Annotated in this window: 15 protein-coding genes; 6 read left to right on the plus strand and 9 right to left on the minus strand. The window is 53.0% G+C overall.

The features are described 5' to 3' along the window. Positions 1-2: 2 nt before the first annotated feature. A complete protein-coding gene (locus B4N58_RS11075) occupies positions 3-1,289 on the plus strand; it encodes an MFS transporter (protein ID WP_291749216.1) in 1,287 nt (428 codons plus the stop codon). After that, a complete protein-coding gene (locus tag B4N58_RS11080) occupies positions 1,264-1,428 on the plus strand; it encodes a hypothetical protein (RefSeq protein ID WP_291749219.1) in 165 nt (54 codons plus the stop codon). Before B4N58_RS11075 ends, B4N58_RS11080 begins: the two co-directional genes overlap by 26 nt. Before the next feature lie 11 nt (positions 1,429-1,439). Here B4N58_RS11080 and B4N58_RS11085 read toward each other — a convergent pair whose 3' ends face one another. Then, on the minus strand, positions 1,440-2,189 hold the full coding sequence (locus tag B4N58_RS11085) for an LrgB family protein (RefSeq protein WP_008247951.1): 750 nt from the start codon (positions 2,187-2,189) through the stop codon (positions 1,440-1,442). Then, positions 2,182-2,556, minus strand: a complete 375-nt coding sequence (locus tag B4N58_RS11090) for a CidA/LrgA family protein (RefSeq protein ID WP_291749223.1) — start codon at positions 2,554-2,556, stop codon at positions 2,182-2,184. The genes B4N58_RS11085 and B4N58_RS11090 overlap by 8 nt, the downstream gene beginning before the upstream one ends. 106 nt (positions 2,557-2,662) lie before the next feature. Between B4N58_RS11090 and B4N58_RS11095 the strand changes: the two genes are divergently transcribed. Then, a complete protein-coding gene (locus tag B4N58_RS11095; protein ID WP_008247949.1) occupies positions 2,663-3,331 on the plus strand; it encodes an OmpA family protein in 669 nt (222 codons plus the stop codon). A 64-nt stretch (positions 3,332-3,395) separates the two neighbouring features. On the opposite strand, the gene B4N58_RS11100 is transcribed toward B4N58_RS11095, so the two are convergent. The 5 genes from B4N58_RS11100 to B4N58_RS11120 form a co-directional block, all read right to left on the minus strand. Next, the gene (locus B4N58_RS11100; RefSeq protein WP_291749227.1) at positions 3,396-5,165 is read right to left on the minus strand and encodes an AMP-binding protein; all 1,770 of its coding nucleotides are present in this window, start codon (positions 5,163-5,165) and stop codon (positions 3,396-3,398) included. A gap of 245 nt (positions 5,166-5,410) precedes the next feature. Continuing rightward, on the minus strand, positions 5,411-6,412 hold the full coding sequence (locus B4N58_RS11105; RefSeq protein ID WP_291749231.1) for a CaiB/BaiF CoA transferase family protein: 1,002 nt from the start codon (positions 6,410-6,412) through the stop codon (positions 5,411-5,413). Positions 6,413-6,692: 280 nt separating this feature from the next. After that, the gene (locus tag B4N58_RS11110) at positions 6,693-9,038 is read right to left on the minus strand and encodes an acyl-CoA dehydrogenase (RefSeq protein WP_291749233.1); all 2,346 of its coding nucleotides are present in this window, start codon (positions 9,036-9,038) and stop codon (positions 6,693-6,695) included. 72 nt (positions 9,039-9,110) lie between these two features. Next, positions 9,111-11,255, minus strand: a complete 2,145-nt coding sequence (locus tag B4N58_RS11115) for a 3-hydroxyacyl-CoA dehydrogenase NAD-binding domain-containing protein (RefSeq protein WP_291749236.1) — start codon at positions 11,253-11,255, stop codon at positions 9,111-9,113. 21 nt (positions 11,256-11,276) lie between these two features. Continuing rightward, positions 11,277-12,482 carry an acetyl-CoA C-acetyltransferase gene (locus tag B4N58_RS11120; RefSeq protein WP_008247942.1) on the minus strand — a complete coding sequence of 402 codons (1,206 nt, stop codon included), beginning with the start codon at positions 12,480-12,482 and terminating at the stop codon, positions 11,277-11,279. Between the two features lie 271 nt (positions 12,483-12,753). On the opposite strand from B4N58_RS11120, the gene B4N58_RS11125 reads away from it, so the two are divergent. From B4N58_RS11125 to B4N58_RS11135, 3 genes are all read left to right on the plus strand, one after another. Then, positions 12,754-13,380, plus strand: coding sequence for a TetR/AcrR family transcriptional regulator (locus B4N58_RS11125; protein ID WP_291749239.1), 627 nt, complete (start codon positions 12,754-12,756; stop codon positions 13,378-13,380). Between the two features lie 68 nt (positions 13,381-13,448). Further along, positions 13,449-14,702 carry a hypothetical protein gene (locus B4N58_RS11130; RefSeq protein WP_291749241.1) on the plus strand — a complete coding sequence of 418 codons (1,254 nt, stop codon included), beginning with the start codon at positions 13,449-13,451 and terminating at the stop codon, positions 14,700-14,702. Positions 14,703-14,808: 106 nt separating this feature from the next. Continuing rightward, a complete protein-coding gene (locus tag B4N58_RS11135; protein ID WP_008247936.1) occupies positions 14,809-16,014 on the plus strand; it encodes an ammonium transporter in 1,206 nt (401 codons plus the stop codon). 13 nt (positions 16,015-16,027) lie between these two features. Here B4N58_RS11135 and B4N58_RS11140 read toward each other — a convergent pair whose 3' ends face one another. After that, positions 16,028-16,729: a DUF599 domain-containing protein gene (locus tag B4N58_RS11140; RefSeq protein ID WP_008247934.1), complete on the minus strand. Its 702-nt coding sequence runs from the start codon at positions 16,727-16,729 to the stop codon at positions 16,028-16,030. Beyond that, positions 16,726-19,914 carry an accessory Sec system glycosyltransferase Asp1 gene (gene asp1 / locus B4N58_RS11145; protein ID WP_291749248.1) on the minus strand — a complete coding sequence of 1,063 codons (3,189 nt, stop codon included), beginning with the start codon at positions 19,912-19,914 and terminating at the stop codon, positions 16,726-16,728. The genes B4N58_RS11140 and asp1 overlap by 4 nt, the downstream gene beginning before the upstream one ends. Positions 19,915-19,953: the final 39 nt, after the last annotated feature.

A 19,953-nucleotide genomic window follows, 5' to 3' on the forward strand; every position in this document is an offset into this window, starting at 1 on the left:
CCATGCAATTGAACTCACACAAGGCAGTATCACCCCTCACCGTATTGTGGTGCGGGGCTTTCATCATGACCATTTCATTGGGCATACGCCATTCATTCGGGCTTTTTCTGCAGCCCATGAGTTTGAGCAATGAGTGGGGGCGTGAAGTGTTTGCCTTTTCAATTGCCATGCAAAACCTGGTGTGGGGTGTGGCACAACCTTTTGTGGGAAGAATGGCCGATCGCCTGGGGTCAGCCATCACCATGATTCTGGGCGGAGCACTGTACGCACTGGGTCTGTTTTTAATGGCGATGGTTGAAAGCCCGGGCATGCTGACTTTGAGTGCCGGTATTTTGATTGGCTTGGGTTTGAGCGGCACCACCTTCCCGGTGGTGTTTGGTGCAGTCAGCCGTGCAATGCCCCCTGAAAAACGCAGCATGGCCATGGGCATTTCCATGGCACTGGGTTCATTGGGGCAATTTGCCTTTTTGCCTGGAGGTTTGTTTTTGATCAACCAGGTGGGTTGGTCTTCTGCGCTCACCATTCTGGCCTGCTTTGCCGTCATTATTTTAGTGTTGGCCTGGCAATTGATTGAACCCAAAGCCAAACCCTTGAAAACCGACGATGCGCCCTGCAGTGCCGAGTGCCCAAATACCGCAGCCAGCCATCAGGAAGCACCTGCAGACAAAGAACTGGGCATGTGGGCCTCGCTGGGGCAGGCCATACAACACCGTGCGTTTCTCATGTTGAGCGTGGGTTATTTTGTGTGCGGCTTTCAAATTCTGTTCATCAGTGTGCACTTGCCCAGCTACCTTCAAGACAGCGGCATACCTGCCAGTGCGGGCAGCACTGCATTGGCCTTGATTGGTCTGTTCAATATTCTGGGCAGCTACCTGGCTGGGCTGTGGGGTGGAAAGTTCAGAAAACCCATGCTGCTGACCGGCATTTATGGCTTGCGCGGTGTGCTGATTGTGGCCTTTATCCTGGCACCGTTGACTACATGGAGTGTGTATTTGTTTGCAGCCGGCATGGGCGTGTTGTGGTTGTCCACCGTGCCTTTAACCACTGGCACGGTGTCTGCGATGTTTGGGGTAAAAAACCTGTCGATGCTCGGCGGCTTGGTGTTTATGTTTCACCAAATTGGCGCCTTTGTCGGGGGTTGGCTGGGTGGCTTGTTGTTTGATGCCACGGGCAGCTACATATTGGTGTGGTGGATTTGCGTGGCTTTAAGTGCAATCGCAGCTGCGGTAAACTGGCCCATCAAGGAACAAAGTGCAACCCCGAATGAGCCCGCAGCCCAAGCCGCCTGAAAATACAGACACTAACCCACCAATGATGCCACGCTGGGCCAAGGTGGTGTTGGTGGCGTTTGCCCTATTGGTGATGCTGGGCTATGCCAGCCCCGACATGCGAGCAGTGTATGTGGCCGCCTGGGCCGCCTGTTTTTAATGCCTTGGCACTTAGCTGAAAAAACCAAACGCCCACGGAATTAGCAGCGCACCAAAAATGCCGTGTAAACCCATGCCCAAGCTTGCATAGCGACCCGCCTCGGGATGCACTGAAAAGGCGCGTGCCGTGCCAATGCCATGCGCAGCCAGACCCATGGTAAAACCGCGAACCCACCAACGCTTCATGCCCATTGAATTGAATAGCCAAGTGCCAACCGCCGCCCCCAAAATTCCGGTGACAATTGCGAACAAGGCAGTCAGCGTAGGCGAGGCACCAATGCGTTCACTCACCCCCATGGCGATGGGTGCTGTCACTGATTTGGACCACAAACTTTGAACAATGTCCAGGTTGGCACCCAACAAATGGGCTGTACCCAACGCGCTGCCGATCGACAAGGCACCACCCACCAACAAGGCTGCACTCAGCAACACCAAAGTACGAATGGTTTGCCCCTTCACCGCAGTAAGCCCCTGGTAAATAGGAACCGCCAAAGCCACAGTGGCAGTGCCCAATAAAAAGTGAACAAACTGGGCACCTTCAAAATACTGCTGATAACTTAAACCCGTGATTTGCAAGAATGCCGCGAGCAACAACACCGCAATCATGACCGGATTGGTGAATGGATGCTGACCACTTTTTTTGTAGCACCACAAGCCAATTTGGTAAGCCAACAAGGTAAGAAACAGGGCACTCAGCGGGTTACCGCTGAGATAAACCCAAATTTCAGGAAGCTCCAGCACGCGGCGAGCCGATTCACTCATGTTTGCTGCCCTCGCTGACCTCGCCTGGCATGAAACGGGTGGCCAGTTTGTCCAGTACCCACGCTGTACCCACCAAGGTGACCACCACGCTGACCAGCAAAGTAATCAAAATCACCACGCCAAACTCGGCGAGAACTGGCCAGAACACCACCACACCCACCGCCGCAGGCACAAACAGTAACCCCAGGTTTGCGGTAAATACATTGGCAGTGGATTGAATATCGGCGGGCACACCACCCTTGATGAAGAAAAACACCAACAAGGCAATCAAACCCAGCACGGGGCCAGGAATGGAGGGAAACAGGGAGAAGCTAAGCAACTCGCCCAAAGCTTGAAAAGCAAGAAGTATCGTCAATGATTTAAGCATGTGGCAGTGTAGCGCCATGAAATTTTTATAGTCAACCTGAAAAAGCGTGAGGCGTTAGAATGAAACAGACCGCAATTGAACTAGAACAAAACCCAAGGAATACACCATGAATAAATTCAAACTTTCAGCAATCGCCCTCACCTTGTTCGCTGCAGGCTGTGCCAGCAACGGTGGTGGCGTGTTTCAGCAACCACAGGCTCCTCAGCAAGCGGCCCCTGGATCACCCGTGGCTGTGGCTGGCTGCCCTATGGCACCCGAGCGCAAGGTAGACAACACCAAAACAGCCATTGGTACCGCCGTGGGTGCAATTGGTGGCGCGATCGTGGGTAACAGCATTGACGGCAAAGACACCGTACGCGGTGCAGCACTGGGCGGCCTGTTCGGTTACCTGGTGGGAAGCCAGATCGCTGTACGCGAACAGCGCGACGGCTCGGTGATGCTCGACATTCCAGGTGCCGCCCTGTTTGACACCAACAAAAGCGACGTGAAAGCACAATTTGCCGGCACGCTCGACCAAATCGCTGCTACTTTGCGCGACAACCCCAACACCATCGTGTGTGTAATCGGTTATACCGACAGCACTGGCAGCGACCAATATAACCAGGACCTGTCTGTACGCCGTGCACAGTCCGTCACGAACTTCCTGACAGCCAAAGGTATTTCAGGTGCACGTTTGACTGCCGCCGGTTTGGGCGAGGGCTTTCCAGTGGCCAGCAACGACACTGAATCTGGTCGTGCCCAGAACCGCCGTGTTGAGATGTATGTGCGCAATTAAGTTTGTTGTCGCATGAATAAAAAAAGCCACCTTCACAGGTGGCTTTTTTATTGGACTGAACTGCTTACGCTGTTTCTTTCGGCTTGTCGCGCAGTTCACGGCGCAGAATCTTGCCCACTGGGGTTTTGGGCAAGTCGTCGCGGAACTCAACAAATGAAGGAATCTTGTAACCGGTCAGGTTTTGGCGGCAGTGTGCAATCAAGTCTTCCTTGGTCACGCTCTGGTCTTTCTTCACCACAACCAGTTTCACTTTCTCACCAGTCACTGGGTCGGGTACACCAACCACGCCACATTCCAGCACGCCTGGGTGCTGGGCAACCACGTCTTCAATTTCGTTGGGGAACACGTTAAAGCCGCTCACGATGATCATGTCTTTCTTGCGGTCCACGATCTTTACAAAGCCTTGCTCGTCCATCGTGCCGATGTCGCCAGTGGCCAACCAGCCGTCTTTGTCGATTGTTTTGGCTGTTTCTTCGGGACGATTCAGGTAACCCAACATCACTTGTGGGCCACGCACACAAATTTCACCGGGCTCATTCAAACCAGCCCACAGGCCATCGTCACGCTTCAAACGCACTTCGGTGCCAGGAATCGGCAAACCCACGTTGCCGCGGAACGCGGGGCGCTCGCCACCATGCAGAGGTGGCACTGTTACCACTGGGGAAGTTTCTGTCATGCCGAAGCCTTCAGAAATCGCGCAACCAGTGACTTTGTACCAGCGCTCGGCGATGGGCTGTTGCAAGGCCATGCCGCCGCTCATTGCAAACTTCATGTCGGAGAAATCGCGGTTGCAGAATTCTTCGTTATTCAGGAATGCATTGAACAGGGTGTTAACCGCAGTGATCACATGGAATTTTTCCTTGCGCAGCACTTTCATCACGGTGCCTACATCACGCGGGTTGGCAATCAGAATGTTGCGTGCGCCAAAGGTCATGAACAGCATACAGTTCACGGCCAGTGCATAGATGTGATACAGCGGCAGCATGGTGACCACGCAAATCGGGTCTTTGCCAATGGCTTCGCTCATCCAGGCCAGGCCCTGTTCCATATTGCTCATCAGGTTGCGCTGAGTCAGCATGGCGCCTTTGGACACGCCAGTGGTACCACCGGTGTATTGCAGCAAAGCCACGTCGTCCAGCTTGGGGCTGGGCTTGGGATAAGAAACACCTTTGCCAGCGGCCAACGCCTTTTTGATCGGCACTGCTTGCGGCAGGTTGTATGCTGGCACCATTTTCTTGACTTTGCGCATGACAAAGTTAACGATCAGGCCCTTCAAACCACCGAGCAAATCGCCCAACTGGGTAATGACGATGTTCTTGACCTTGGTGCCCTCGAGCGATTGCTGCAAGGTGTTGGCAAAGTTTTCAAACACCACAATGGTGGTTGCGCCAGAATCTTTCAACTGGTGATTCAATTCACGCACGGTGTACAGGGGGTTCACATTGGTCAGCGTGCAACCCAGCTTCATGGCACCCACAAAGCACACAGGGAACTGCACACAGTTGGGCAACATAATGGCCACAACATCACCGGCTTTCACGCCAATCGATTTCAGGTAGCCCGCAAACTGGTCCGACATATCATCGACCTGCTTGTACGAGAACTCCGTACCTGCAGACACAAACGCGGGGCGGTCTGCATACTTTTTAAGGCATTCGGCCACCAGTTCCAGCATGCTGGTGTATCGCAATGGGGGCATATCGCCACTGACGCCCGGAGGGTAGCTTTTGGTCCAGTAACGGGACTCAAAAAGCTCCTGCGCTTCTTTGCTGACAAAACCATTGAATTGATCGGGCGACACCTTAGGGGCGGCCTCGTCGGGACGTGCTGACATGTACTGATCTCCTGTAAACCGAGCGAATGCTGCCAAGGAGGTGCCACTGTGGGTGGCTTTTTATGTCTCCCCGGCTGAGCCTGCGTGGGCTCGGTTTTTATAAGTGTTGTATAAGACTTCCGGCAAATTCAACAATACCATTCTTCCCGCGATTTTGGTAAGAATCGCGTAAGTTAACCCAAAGAATTCAGGATTTTAGACGCAGTACTCGATTTACCGGCGCAACTTTCCCATCCGAAAAAACATCAAATGCGCAGCAAATTTCTCTGCTTGATTTCGGCTCGGGTCAGGACAGGGGTAATGCAGGCATCCACATTGCCAAACACCTGCTCCCAATGGGCAAGGGGTTGGGATGCAATCAGCGCCTTCATGTCGGCCAGCATTTGAACCGCCGGGGGAGTACCGGGCATGGCACCTCGACTCCAGTGAATATTCACCCACTCGGGCTTGCCCATGGCTTCGCAAGCCACTTTCCAGAACTTGTGCTCCAGTGAACCTACCGCCAAATGACGCTGGTCTTCAGTTTTGTACACGTTGTAACAGGCCAGGCCGCCGCTCAGCAAATCGTCTTGATGCTTGGCGGGCTTGCCGCTGAGCATGATCCACATTTGTTCCATGCTCTCGGGCATGATGTTTTGCTTCCACAGGTTGTGGGTCATGGACACATCCACAAAGGTGCCCTGCCCAGTGCGCTGCGCCTTCAACAGGGCGGCCAAAATACCTTGCACGGCGGCCGACGTACCACCGAACAAATCACCAAACTGCACGGCAGGAACAGGAATGTCACCGTCGGCTGTTTGCAAACCATCGAGTACACCGCTCAAGGCCATGTAATTGATGTCGTGCCCGGCCTTTTCAGCCAAGGCACCCTTCTGCCCGTAACCTGTGATGCAGCACATTACCAATTTCGGATTCAGTGCTTTCAAAGTGTCGTAGCCACAACCCATGTCGGCCATCACGCCGGGGCGGAAGCCATCGATCAGCACATCGGCTTTGGCTGCGTGATCTTTCAATGCCTGAATGCCCTCGGGCGTGCGAAAGTCGGCTGTCACAATCTGCTTGCTGCTGTTCAAAGCGGCGTACAGCATCGGCATGCTTTTGGCATCATCCCCATGGGGCGGCTCCATCTTGATGACCTTGGCACCCATTTGCTGCAAGATCAGTGACGTTGCTGGCCCAGGCAAATTGCGCGACAAATCGAGCACGGTGATGCCTTCGAGCAAGGTGGGGTCTTGAATGGGTGACATGAGTAATGGCCTCGGTGATTGGTTGGTAGTTGAGTGTAAAAACGGCAGCTCGCGAATGAGCAGGTTGAATGCCCATACGCGGGGTGATACTCGCTTTGCCCGATTTTGCAAGGTTTCCCGGCGGATTCGCAGCGCGGGGCGATTGCGCAGCAATCGATGCGAAGACGCCAAGGCGTTTCGCATGCCCCAAGCCAGAAGCATCAAGCCGGAAGAAGAAACCTTGCTTAGGGCGAAACGAGTAACACTCCAAGTAAATGGGGCATTACCCGCACGCAGCGTCTTAAGAGTTCACAACTCTCAAGCGCTCGCCTTGTACCGCTGCGCCATGGCTTACATTGGGCACATTGGCACATTCAAAACCTGGCGCGTAAGTTACCGAGTTGTCACCGAAGAATTCCTGCGGTGTGAACTCGTCAACCATGATGGCTTCCAGGCTGATGCGGTTGGCACGGTCCAGCAGTTTTTTGTCGGCTGCTGTAATAATGCCTTTGGCCAATGCGGCTTCGGCCATTTCCTGCACAGAACCCTTGTCCACCAGCTTGGAACGGCGCGCCTGAATGACCTTCATTTGCACCACTTCGGCTTCCTGTACGGCCTGGAAGGCCGCCATCAAACGCTTCACGCCTGTGGTTTGTGCCAGCACTTCATCGCTGTCCATGTCGGCCAGGTTGAACTTGGGCATGTACAAATCACCTGTGATACGGCCCAGTTGGGCACCGCTCTTGGTGATTGTTTTGGCCACGGTCGGCACCAAACGATCCAGACCAGAACCAACAATCGGGTTCACGCGCAAGCTGAAATAGCCCACGGTGCGCAGCAAAAAGCCCACTGCGTTGTTGCCAAAGTTGGAATAGATGGATTCGAATGCTTTTTGCACTTTCGCCAAGGCGTATTCGCAAGCGTACTGCACCAGTGGCAAGTCTTCCTTGATTTCACCTTCAGCCACGTAGCGGCGAATGGTTGAAATGGCCAGCAGTTGCCAGCCCAAAGCATCGGCGAAATGGCCGGTCAGTTGCTGGCGGGCTTTCAACTTGCCACCCACGGTGATCAGTGCCATGTCGGTCAGGAATGAATAGCGTGAAGACGCCCAAGCCAGCTTGCGCAGGTAAGGTGTAACGCCATCAATCTTCGGTGTGCTGGCCAGGTAACCACGAGTCAAGGTCAAGCCCACCAAGCGACCCGTGTTGACTACCATGTGACCAATCCAGCCTTTCAATGCACTGCTGAATGTAGGCAGATCGTTGGCTTCCAGGGCATTTGCAATTTTGAATGCATAGGGGTGACAACGCACAGCACCTTGACCAAAGGTAATCAGCGAACGGGTCATGATGTTCGCGCCTTCAACAGTAATGGCAACCGGGGCTGAACAGTAGCCGCGGCCGATGACGTTGTTGGGGCCTTGCATTACACCGGCACCCGCCATCACGTCCATGGCATTCTTCGCCTGTTCACGTGAAAGCTCGGTGAGGTAGGCTTTCCACACAGCAGAAACAACCGGGGGCTGCTCATTGTTGTCCAGTGCGCTCACTGCATACACGCGTGCCGCTTCACTGAGGTAAGCCATGGCTGCAATTTCGGCCAGCTTTTCCTGAATGCCTTCCATTTCAGCAATCGGCATGCCGAACTGTTGGCGAACACGGGCGTATGCGCCTGAAGCAGCCGCTGCTGCACGCACGCCACCCACCGCACCAGCAGGCAATGAAACTGCGCGACCACCGGCCAGCTGTTCCATCAACATGCGCCAGCCCTGGCCGGCACATTCAGTACCACCAATAATTTCGTCGGCGTCAATGACTACATCGTGGCCGATAATGGGGCCGTTGTAGAACGCATCACCAATCGGCTGATGGTGCTTGCCCATTTCCAGACCAGGAATGCCACGGTGAACCAGGCCCACTGTAATGCCAGGCTCAGCGCCTTTGCCCAACAGGTTATCCGGGTCGTGCAGTTTGAAGGCCAAAGAAATGAGGTTGGCCACAGGTGCCAAAGTGATGTAGCGCTTGCGAAAGTTCAGTTTGATTTGAACCTTGCCTTCTGCGTTTTTAAACACCACACCACGCGCCAGAATTGAAGCAGCGTCTGAACCTGCAGTGGGTTCGGTCAAACCGAAACAGGGCAGGTATTCACCAGTGGCCAGGCGTGGCAGGTAATGTTCTTTCTGCGCTTGTGTGCCGTAGTGCTTGATCAATTCGGCTGCGCCCAAGCTGTTGGGAATCACCACCAAGGTCGACAGCAATGGGCTGTGCGACGTGATCATCGCCATAATGGTGGAAATGGCGTTGGCAGAGAATTCCAGGCCACCAAACTTTTGCGGAATCAGGAAGGAATAAAAACCTGCTGATGCCAAAAAGTCCACTGCCTTTTTCGGAATAACACGCGTGGTCGCAATTTCATGCGCATCACACATTTCGCACAACTGCTGCACGGGGCCGTCGATGAACTCGCGCTCACGCTGGCTCAGTTTTGAATAGGGCTCGGCAAACATTTTTGCAAAGTCGGGCTTGCCGGAAAAAACCTGGCCGTCGATCCACACCGTGCCTGCTTCAAGCGCCTGGCGCTCGGTCGGCGAAATTTGCGGCATGGCTTTGGCTTTGATCAAGCCATTCATGATTGCTTTGAATACCATGGTTACTGCTCCTGTTTTCGTCAAACAATGCGGGGCCATCTGCACAAAGCAAACGGCCCCACCGGGTAAAAATTACGCCAGATTGTCTTCCAGCTTTTTGCCTTGAGCGGCCATTTCCACCAGCATGCTGGCGGGCTTGAAACGCTCGCCATACTGGGCAGCCAATTCTTCACAACGCTTTACAAACTCGGGCAAGCCCTTGGCGTTGATGAACTGCAACATGCCGCCGGTGAATGGCGCAAAACCCAAACCGAAAATCGAACCGATGTTGCCGTCGGCCACTGAACGCAGCACTTTTTCCTGCAAGCAGCGTGCGGCTTCATTGGCCTGGATGTACATCAAACGGTCCTGGATTTCCTGTGAGCTGGGTTGCTCTTTGGCCAGCGGGAATTCTTCGCTCAAACCTTTCCACAGGGTTTTGCCTGCGGGGGAGTAGTCGTAGAAGCCTTTGCCGTCTTTCTTGCCGATGCGGCCATGCTTTTCGGCCACGGTAATCAGTGTTTTGTAGCCTGGGTGCTCGGGGAAAGTTTGGCCTGCGGCTTCCATGTCTTTCTTGGTTTGCTTCATGATCAGCAAACTCAAGCTGAGCGACACTTCGTCGTACAGCGCCAAAGGTGGCATGGGCATGCCGGCTTCCAGACCCGCCATTTCGATGGAACGGGGGTGAACACCCTCGCCCACCATGGCAGCTGCTTCCATCAGGAAGGTACCGAACACACGGCTGGTGAAGAAGCCACGGCTGTCGTTCACAACAATCGGTGTTTTGCCGATTTGCTGAACATAGTCGAAGCCCTTGGCCAGTGTTTCATCGTCGGTTTTTTCACCCATGATGATTTCAACCAGCGGCATTTTGTCCACAGGGCTGAAGAAGTGCAAACCGATGAACTGGTTGGGGCGCTTGGAAGCCTCGGCCAAGCCAGTGATTGGCAAAGTCGACGTGTTGGATGCGTACACGGCTGTTGCTGGAATAACCGCTTCTGCTTTGGCGGTTACATCGGCTTTCACGGCACGGTCCTCGAACACGGCTTCAATCACCAAATCCGCACCTTCCAGCATGGAATAGTCGGTGGTGGCCGTGATCAGGCTCAGCAGTGCTTCTTTCTTTTCAGGGGTGCTGCGCTTCTTGGCAATGGCTTTGTCCAGCAGGTTGGTGCTGTAGGCCTTGCCTTTGTCGGCGCCTTCTTGCGTGGCGTCGATCAACACCACTTCAATGCCAACCTTGGCGCTTACATACGCAATGCCGGCACCCATCATGCCTGCACCCAGCACGCCAATTTTCTTGACCTTGCTTTTTGCAGGTGCGCTTGGGCGGCTTTGACCTTTCTTGATGCTGTTGAGCTGATACCACAGCGTGTTCATCATGTTCTTGCTTTCTTGCGACAACACACAAGCAGCAAAGTAACGGCTTTCCACTTTCAAGCCAGTGTCGATGTCGGTAATACCGCCCTCGAATACGCAGCTGGCAATGTGAGTCAACGCTGGGTAATTACCAAATGCCTTGGCGTTGGCCATGCTGGGTGCGATCGCCCAAATTTGCGCAATGGCTGGGTGCTTGGAATCGCCACCGGGGAATTTGAAGCCCTTCACATCCCAAGGCTGCAAGGCTTTTGGATTGGCGATCGCCCAAGCCTTCGCCTTGGCAATCATTTCTTCAACTGAATCCGCTGTGTCTTGAACGATGCCCTTCTTCACGGCCTGCTCAACGCGCAGCTCGGTGCCCTGGGTCATCATTTCCAGCGCGCCCTGAATGCCGATCATGCGTGGCAAACGTTGTGTACCGCCGCCGCCTGGCAACAGGCCCAGCTTCACTTCGGGCAAACCGAACTTGGCTTTGGGGTTGTTCAGTGCAACGCGGTGGTTACAGGCCATGGCCAGTTCCAAGCCGCCACCCAATGCGGTGCCATTCAAGGCGCACACAATTGGCTTCTCGCACTTTTCCATGCGGCGCAACAGGGTTTTGAAGGCTTCCGCCAAATCAAACGCTTGCTGTGGGTCGGTAATTTTGTAAACCGTGTCCAAATCCGCGCCTGCCAAAAACTCTGGCTTGCCAGAAGTCAGCACCACACCTTTCACGGCCGCATCGGTTTCAATGCGGGTCAGGGCTTCCGCGAACGGGCCCATCAGTTCTTCGTTCAATACATTCATGGAACGGCCGGGCATGTCGAGCGTGACTACCGCGATGCCATCCTGACCGAGTTCAAATTTCACTGCACTCATTGTTGTTTCTCCTTCGGCCAATTAAATGCGTTCGATGATGGTGGCAATACCCATGCCGCCGCCCACACACAGTGTGGCCAGGCCCAGGGTTTTGTCTTGCCGCTCAAGTTCATCGAGCAAGGTGCCCAAAATAATTGCGCCTGTTGCGCCCAGTGGGTGGCCCATGGCGATCGATCCGCCGTTCACGTTCACGCGGTCCAGGCTAACGCCCAGATTGCGTGCGGTTTGCATGGGCACCACAGCGAAGGCTTCGTTGATTTCCCACAAGTCGATGTCGGAAGCCTTCAAGCCTGCTTTTTGCAGAGCCTTCAAACAGGCTGGCGTTGGGCCAGTCAGCATGATGGTGGGCTCGGAACCGATTACTGCGGCAGCGCGAATGCGTGCGCGTGGCTTCAAGCCAGCCTTGCGTCCGGCTTCTTCACTGCCTACCAGTACCAAAGCGGCGCCGTCCACGATGCCGGAAGAATTGCCCGCATGGTGAATGTGGTTGATGCTCTCAACAGTGGTGTACTTGCGCAGGGCGGTTGCGTTGAAGCCCATGCTGCCCATCATGGCAAATGAGGGCTGCAAACTGGCCAGGCTTTCCACAGTGGCATTGCCACGAATGAATTCGTCGTGGTCCAGCATGATCAAGCCATTGAGGTCTTTCACGGGCACACGGCTTTTGTTGAAGCGGCCTTCAGCTTGCGCTTTGGCAGCGCGGCGCTGGCTTTCAACTGCGTAAGTGTCTACGTCCGTGCGGCTAAAGCCTTCCAGCGTACCGATCAAATCGGCTGAAATACCTTGTGGAATGAAACCGAGTTTGTCGTTGATGCGGGGGTCCATGAACCAGGCGCCGCCATCACTGCCCATGGTCCAGCGGCTCATGCTTTCAACGCCACCAGCCACTACCATGTCTTCAAGACCGCTGCCCACCTTGGCTGCTGCCAGGTTCACTGATTCAAGGCCTGAAGCGCAGAAGCGTGACTGGGTAACACCTGCCACTGTTTCGGCCCAACCTGCATCCAGCACAGCTGTGCGCGCAATGTCAGCGCCCTGCTCGCCCACTGGGGTTACGCAACCCAGTACCACGTCGTCCACCAAGCTGGTGTCGAGATCATTGCGCTGCTGCAAAGCGGTCAGCAGGTTGTTCAGCAACCACACTGGAGTGGCCTGGTGCAGGCTACCGTCTTTTTTACCTTTGCCCCGTGGGGTTCTTACTGCGTCAAATATCAGTGCCGATGGCATCTGTGCCTCCTGGATTTTCTGGATTCGGTAACCGAAATTACCGAAGGTATCGTGAATTCTTCACGGTCCAGAATGGCGATGTGCAAACGCACAATCAACCCAAGAAGTTACTTTAGAGTGTCACCTCTATGAATATGGTAATTTAGCTTACCGTTTTTATCTTTCCGAGTGATGCTGCGTAGAATGCAGGTTGACCAAACCGGCACCGGTACCAGATGATTCGCTTTTCAATTCCACCCACAGAACCTACAACAAGCAGGGTTTGGCCAATATGAACGCAAGCGCAAGCAACAACAAAACTGAGGCCAATGCCAACCCGGCAACCATGCGAAAGGCCACCCTGGATCGAATTGAAAACGCTGTTCTGGAACTGTTTACCAACCATGACTTCAACAGCGTGCCTTTAATTGAGGTAGCCCGTACAGCCAATGTTTCATTGCAAACCATTTACAAGTACTTTGGAAGCAAGGAACAGTTGGTGGCTTATGTATTGGACGCCACACTGAGTCGATTGGCCAACCGCATGATTGACCACCTCGAGGGTATTGAAGATTACCGTGAACGCCTGCGCAAAACCCTGTGGGTGATGCTGGATTACTTTGACAAGCACCCCAAGGTGATATTGCTGCTGACCGTGTCCATACCGGCCAGCCGCTATCAAGACCTGCCCGTGTATGAAAGCCCGGAGTTGATGGGGGCTTTTCTGGGCATGCTGAAAGAAGGTCAGCACAAGGGCGTATTTAACGACACCGTTTCAAGCAAAATGCTGCTGGACGTGTTCATGGGCGTATTCGGCCGCGTGGCTCAAATGCACTTTTTGCGCAAGGAAAGCCACAAACTGATTGACCAGTTTGACGACCTGTTTGGAATTTTATGGGGTGCATTGAAAGCGAACTGAAGGCGAACTGACATGGAACCTTGATCACTGATTGGGCACACAATACAAATCAAGCCACCACAATCTGCATGTCGAGTTCTGTTGAAGGTTTCACCGCCGCGGGCTGGAGTCAGCTTGCTGCGCAGGCTGCAAAAACCATGCACACTGATGCGGATGGCATCGACTTGCCCGCAATTGCACCAAGCGGTGCAGCCTGGGCAGCTTTCAAGCAATCTCCCGAATTACGCGCAGCCTACACTGCGCAACTGAACACCACCATCAAGAATATTCAGCAGTTTGTGGGGCAACACGCAAGTACGGGTGCACAACGGCAAAAAGCAATTGGTAATTTGAATCACTTTCTTCAAACCCGGGTCAATTGCAATGCCGACAAGCTTTCACCGTTGGTCGTCAACGAAAGCCGGCGCAACCTGAACCTGTTTGCACAACAACTGAACAACCCGAACATTCCAGCAGACAAAAAACTGTCTTGCGCACTGGCTTTGGCACAAGGATTGGGCGTGTGCAATGAAGGCGAAACGCTGAACATTCTTGAAAACACCAGGGACCTGTGCAGCCAGCAAACCGGCCTTGCCGGGGTGTTGACCCGCGCCAAAAACAACCTTGTCGAGCAACACCTTCAACAATTGGTAAGGCATGAAGACAAGCCACGTTTAAATGACAAACTTGCCCTGCAGCTTGAAATTCACCATATTCAAGCCCTGAAGAATCATGTGGCAGGGCAATGGGGATTGGAAGTAGTTGAGGACCGGTACGCCACACAGGCTTACCAAAACCAGGTGGGCCCGATGGCTGAAGAACTACTTCGGCAAACCATTACACCCGCCGTGCTGGCCAATACAGTTGCCGAACAAATTGCCCAAACGTTTTGCAACCACACCCACAGTAAATTAAGTACCGGCATCCCGACTGAACAACTGAAAACCGAGCCTTTGTGCCGAGCCATTCAGGCCGAATTCGGATCGGAAATTGAACTGGAAAACTGCCTTGAATTCAATGCCGACTACACCCAGGTGAAATTAAAGCCATTGGCCGAAATTTCACTGCATGTCATTGAAAAATGCCAAGACCTTGGCTTGATAAACCCACATGCCAATCCCGTTGGTGTGCTGAAACAAAGCACCCCCGATCTTCAAGCGTGCATCAAGCAGGTGGGCTTTTTGCGCGGCGCACCTGCCAACAACCCCGCTTATTCGCCCATGTTGTCCAACTTCTGGGCGGGCTACACAAAAATTGTGGTGTCCGATTCTGAGAAAAAACGACATCAGAAAGAGAACTCTCCCGCCGACTTCGTCCGCATCCTGAGAAAGCTTGGGATCTAGGCCCAGCCGAAAACGCACCACCACAGTGCACAAAACGCTTAAAAAGCGGGCATTGTTTTTGCTGCTAATGCCCCACTTTTAACCATAAACCTGAAAATTCACCAAAATGGAACAAATCACTCTCGCACTGGACACTCTTTTTGTGCTTCTAGGCGCCATCATGGTGCTTGCAATGCACGCCGGTTTTGCATTTCTGGAAGTGGGCACGGTGCGCCACAAGAACCAGGTCAATGCGCTCGTCAAAATTCTGGCTGATTTTTCAGTCAGCACCATCAGCTACTTTTTCATCGGCTATGCCATTGCTTACGGCGTGGGTTTTTATGAACCCGCCGCAGTACTCAACGAGGGCAATGGCTATTCACTGGTGAAGTTTTTCTTTCTGCTGACATTCGCTGCAGCCATTCCCGCCATTGTGTCGGGGGGTATTGCTGAACGCGCGCGCTTTGTGCCCCAGTTGGTGGCCACAGCGGCATTGGTGGGCTTGATCTACCCCGTGTTTGAGGGCATGGTCTGGAACGGCAACTACGGCTTTCAAGAGTGGCTAACCGCCAGTTTTGGCGCCCCTTTCATGGACTTCGCGGGCAGTGTGGTTGTTCATGCCGTGGGTGGCTGGATCGCCTTGGCGGCCGTATTGCTGCTTGGATCACGCCGTGGTCGTTACACGAAAGACGGGCGAATCAGTTCTCACCCGCCCTCTTCCATCCCTTTCCTGGCACTGGGCAGTTGGGTACTGGCAGTGGGCTGGTTTGGCTTTAACGTCATGAGCGCCCAGAAAATTGAAGGCATCTCTGGCCTGGTGGCCGTGAACAGCCTGATGGCCATGGTGGGCGGCACCTTGGGTGCACTGGCCGCAGGCCGCAACGACCCCGGCTTTGCCTACAACGGCCCATTGGCTGGCCTGGTAGCCGTGTGTGCGGGCAGCAACATCATGCATCCACTGGGTTCGCTGGCTGTGGGATCCATCGCAGGCGTGCTGTTTGTGTACATGTTCACCTTCACCCAGAACCGCTTGAAAGTTGACGATGTATTGGGGGTGTGGCCATTGCACGGCATTTGCGGCGCCTTCGGCGGCATCGCAGCTGGCGTGTTTGGTCAGCAGGCCTTGGGCGGCATGGGCGGCGTGTCGTTCATGAGCCAGTTGATCGGCACTTTGGCTGGCGTGGCGTTCGCCTTGCTGGGTGGCTTTGTGGTGTACGGTGTACTGAAAATGACGGTGGGTATTCGCTTGAATGACGAAGAGGAATTCAACGGTGCCGACCTGACCATTCACAAAGTCAGCGCCAGCCCCGAACGCGAAACCAGCAGTTGGTAATCAACACGGTTGCTTACTTTGACATGATCTCCAGGGCTTCTGAATAGAAGTCCCTGCGGATCAACACCAACACAATCAAAGCACTGAATGCCACCAGTAAACCTGGATGAATCATCCAAGTGACCGAGGCAATTCCGAAATAATAACTGCGCAATCCGCGGTTGAATTCATCTCCGGCCAGGCTGTTGATGCGCGCCATCCGCGACACATAGGCCTCGTTGTATTCCTTGTCCGGGTTTCCGTCGGGTGCTGCCCCTACCAGAATGGTCAGCAGGTTGAACTGGCGCAAGCTCCACGTAAATTTAAAATAAGCCACCACAAACACGGTGAGAACCAACAGCACCTTGATTTCCATCAATCCTCGGCTGACCTCTCGGCTGAAGGGTAGATCACTGGTGATATTGACCAACTGATCCAGCGTACCCAACAAGGCAAACAAACCCGCAATAATGTAGATCGTGGTGTTGGCATAAAAAGTAACGCTGTTGACCAGGTTGCCAATCAAGGCCGTGTCGCCAACGCGGTTGCTTCGAGCAAGCATTTCACGCGCCCACAGCTTTCGGAATTCATGCGTTTTTTGCGACAATCCGCGCCTGCCAAAGCGACTGCGCCCGTCAAACACGTAGTTGTAACCGCGAAAGCAGATCACAAAAAATGCCACCGCGATCCAGTCGAACACGGTGAGTAAAGAAATTGCGGTTTGAACAGCAGTCATGACAGCACTCCAACAGCTGAGAACAATTGGCGCCAATGGCGCGCCGCCTCGGCGTGACTGAATCGGTTCGCCAACGCAAAGGCCTTACCGCTCATGCGTTTGTGAAACTCATTGTCATCAAACACCGAAATGATTTGCTCGGCAAGCGCCTCAGTGTCTCCGAAAGGAGCCAACAAGCCGGTTTCGCCTTGCACAATTAAATGCGATGGTCCATAAGGAACATCAAACGCAATCGCGGGACATGCGTGACAAAGACTTTCCATAATGGCCAGTGAATAAGCCTCGGCCTGACTGGTCAACAAGGACAAGCCTGCGCGCAGGTAATGGGTTGCAGGCGCATCAGTCCAGTCATTCAAACCAATATGGTTCTGTAAGCCCAAGGATTCAACTTGCGCCTTCAAGTCAGACAACAGTGAACTTCCCGCAACTGCGAAACCATAAAAATCAAGGCGCGCTTGAGGATACTTCTTGACCACCTTGGCGAAAGCTGCGATCGCCAAATGATGGTTTTTCTCGGGACTGTACCTGGCCATAGAGACGATACGAAATCGGTCTCGGGTTTCAAAATCGGGAATCGAGTCTTTTACTTCACAGGAGTGAGCAATCGGAAATAGTTGCCCGTTGCCATATCTTGAGGAAATGTCATTCATTTGCTGATTAGTCAGCGTGATGATTGCATCTGGACGTTTGATATCGTGCAATATATCCCTGAAATTGGAGTTGGTCGGACTTGTTGCCAGGTTGTCGACAGTTTGAGTGTGTAGCGCATGAATGACCGGTACCACTGCCACCTGACCAGACGATTCCTGATGCAATTGGTCACGCGCCGCGATTGCAGGCAAATACCAATACCGATTCTTGTCCACCACCAACACATGCTTGCCGCCCTTGGCCTTCAGCATGGAAACCAACGCAAAAGTCAGCCACTCTGACTCACTGAACAAACAGGCGACCAGCACTCCGGTCGAATCATGCAAACGAATATTGGACAGCTGTGATTTTTGATCGATTCGCTTGTAAAGCTTCGCAATGGCCAAGGTGCCATCGGGGCGCAAATAATGCTCATGGCTAACCGTGCCCCCTGCATCCAAATACTGGACACAACTTAGAAATCCACGGCTGTCGTAATAATCCTTTCGGAACTTCACGCCTTCCGAAAAATGATTAATGTGAATAAGCGCGTCATTGACCGGATTTCGAACCACATACATCAACAATTGTCCATGTTGGCTCATCACACGGATATCCCGCCTGTCCGTCAGCAACTGGCACCGTAACATTGGATTATCAAAAAAAGATTGTCCGGTATTCAGCTGCCTTGAAACCACTTCAGCATTCTGAAAATAATCGTAAACGGATCGACACTGCGAGGACGCGGGCAAGGCTTTGTTGGCCACCAGCTTGTCGATTGACTCATGCAGTCGCGGATTGTAACGACAGGTCAACAACACGGGCTTCAACTGCATTTCCTGATCAAAAACCCGGTAGCGAAGCAATGCTGCATTCTCTACACCAGAACGCTGGAAACCAAAATTCTGGTTCAAGAACCAAAAAGTAGTTTCTTCCGCTTTTGCATTCAACAAGGTGTTTGGCCTGGCCGTTTCCTGAGCTTGATTCAACTCACCCTGAATCAGAAACTTTCGGTAAGCAACCAAGCCCGACACATAGTGCTCAACATCGTCAATGCGCACCCGATAAGCATGATGCCGAATAAAGAATGAGCCATTCAGCGTGTCGGGCTTTGCAAAGTACATCGCCCACTCAGGCCAAAAATACCCGGTTGTCAAGTAATTGGCACGCCAGTGCAAGGCACGGTAAAACTTCTCGGTATCCACTTGTAAATACAAGTCAGCAAACTCGGGCATGGCTTGCAAACGCGAGAGCATTTGTTGCGCAGCCATCATCAACTCAAGCAGCGTGGGAAAGGTGGTGATACGAGTTAATACAAAATCGAGATGATTCGAAAAATTGCGAATTCCAAACTCAAAATACTCACGCTTGGGTCGATACAAAGTGAGCTCATTGACGCAGTAGCTCATCCAGTGATCATTTGCTTTCCAGTGACGCGCAGCAATAAAGTATTCAAAAGCCAATTCAACCGCTTGTAGCCATCTTGCCCTGCGAGTGATTTTGTACAAACGCATAAGGGCGAACGCGGCCTCACCATCGTAATAAATGATCCTGAATTGTTCTTTGACGGTAAGGTCGGGGTAGTTCAACACGTGCACAAATTGACGAGTATCCGGATTCAGCATGGCGACAATGCCCTGGGCCAGTTTCTCCATCAACTCAATGTATTCGCGGGTGCCCGTCAGCTCGGTGTATTTGGCCAGTGCAAGAATGCTCACGGCATTCCCACCCAGCTTGATTTCATTTCCCGTATCGACCAAAAAGGCAGCTTGAATTCCACCACTTAACTCAATCTGCTTGATCAATTCATTCGTTAAACAATGCAGTGAACGGTCAATCGCCGACTTCAAAAATGCACTCTGGGTCACTTCCCACGCTTCAATCATTGCGTAGGTGGAACTTGCATGACGAAGCGTGTTGTAAGTTGGAATTTCCTTGTTAAAGCATGGAAACAGTCCGTATACAAAAAAACCGTTGTCCTTGACCTGACGCGCCAAAAACTCACTGGCATTCAACACCAGCTCGCTACTTGATTGCACATCCAGATCGGGTAACTGGCGGCGTCCCACAGCCACACCATCTTCCTCCAGGTGGTGCACTATTTCATCTGTGCCAATGTAGGCACCCTGCGTCAAAAACAGGTACACCGGTTGCTCATCATCATGGTTCAGTGCGAAGGACTGGCCATATTTCTTTCGAGCATATTTTTCGAAATTCCCAACATTGAGCTTAGAAAACTCTTCCTCCGAACCGCCATACAACATGGCGTTGCCGTTGAGTTCGCCCCACAAAAAGGAATATTCGAATTGCGGATCCAGCGCGATCCCGTAACTGAAGTAATTTCGTTTCGTTGTTGAAAGCAGCACCTTCAGTGCAGCCCAATTGGTTCTCTTGACCTCGCAAACCCGATCCACGCGGACATGCGCATAATCAACACCTGTTTTATCAAAAGAAGCAGAGGCATGGGAGCACAGTGCTTTCCAGCCAGTTTCAAACGACTGACCAACAAACGTTTCTACCTGGGCTCGCTCAAGCCCATTCGAACTAGACAACATCAAGACACAGGGTTTTTGACTCGGTGAGGTACCGAGTTT

It is taken from the genome of Limnobacter sp. UBA3528 (genome assembly GCF_002377005.1).
GTDB lineage: Bacteria > Pseudomonadota > Gammaproteobacteria > Burkholderiales > Burkholderiaceae_B > Limnobacter.

Coding starts and splice junctions, on each gene's coding strand:
- B4N58_RS11075 (WP_291749216.1), top strand. CDS start 3: ATGCAATTGAACTCACACAAGGCAGTATCACCCCTCACCGTATTGTGG.
- B4N58_RS11080 (WP_291749219.1), top strand. CDS start 1,264: ATGAGCCCGCAGCCCAAGCCGCCTGAAAATACAGACACTAACCCACCA.
- B4N58_RS11085 (WP_008247951.1), bottom strand. CDS start 2,189: ATGAGTGAATCGGCTCGCCGCGTGCTGGAGCTTCCTGAAATTTGGGTT.
- B4N58_RS11090 (WP_291749223.1), bottom strand. CDS start 2,556: ATGCTTAAATCATTGACGATACTTCTTGCTTTTCAAGCTTTGGGCGAG.
- B4N58_RS11095 (WP_008247949.1), top strand. CDS start 2,663: ATGAATAAATTCAAACTTTCAGCAATCGCCCTCACCTTGTTCGCTGCA.
- B4N58_RS11100 (WP_291749227.1), bottom strand. CDS start 5,165: ATGTCAGCACGTCCCGACGAGGCCGCCCCTAAGGTGTCGCCCGATCAA.
- B4N58_RS11105 (WP_291749231.1), bottom strand. CDS start 6,412: ATGTCACCCATTCAAGACCCCACCTTGCTCGAAGGCATCACCGTGCTC.
- B4N58_RS11110 (WP_291749233.1), bottom strand. CDS start 9,038: ATGGTATTCAAAGCAATCATGAATGGCTTGATCAAAGCCAAAGCCATG.
- B4N58_RS11115 (WP_291749236.1), bottom strand. CDS start 11,255: ATGAGTGCAGTGAAATTTGAACTCGGTCAGGATGGCATCGCGGTAGTC.
- B4N58_RS11120 (WP_008247942.1), bottom strand. CDS start 12,482: ATGCCATCGGCACTGATATTTGACGCAGTAAGAACCCCACGGGGCAAA.
- B4N58_RS11125 (WP_291749239.1), top strand. CDS start 12,754: ATGAACGCAAGCGCAAGCAACAACAAAACTGAGGCCAATGCCAACCCG.
- B4N58_RS11130 (WP_291749241.1), top strand. CDS start 13,449: ATGTCGAGTTCTGTTGAAGGTTTCACCGCCGCGGGCTGGAGTCAGCTT.
- B4N58_RS11135 (WP_008247936.1), top strand. CDS start 14,809: ATGGAACAAATCACTCTCGCACTGGACACTCTTTTTGTGCTTCTAGGC.
- B4N58_RS11140 (WP_008247934.1), bottom strand. CDS start 16,729: ATGACTGCTGTTCAAACCGCAATTTCTTTACTCACCGTGTTCGACTGG.
- asp1 (WP_291749248.1), bottom strand. CDS start 19,914: ATGTTGTCTAGTTCGAATGGGCTTGAGCGAGCCCAGGTAGAAACGTTT.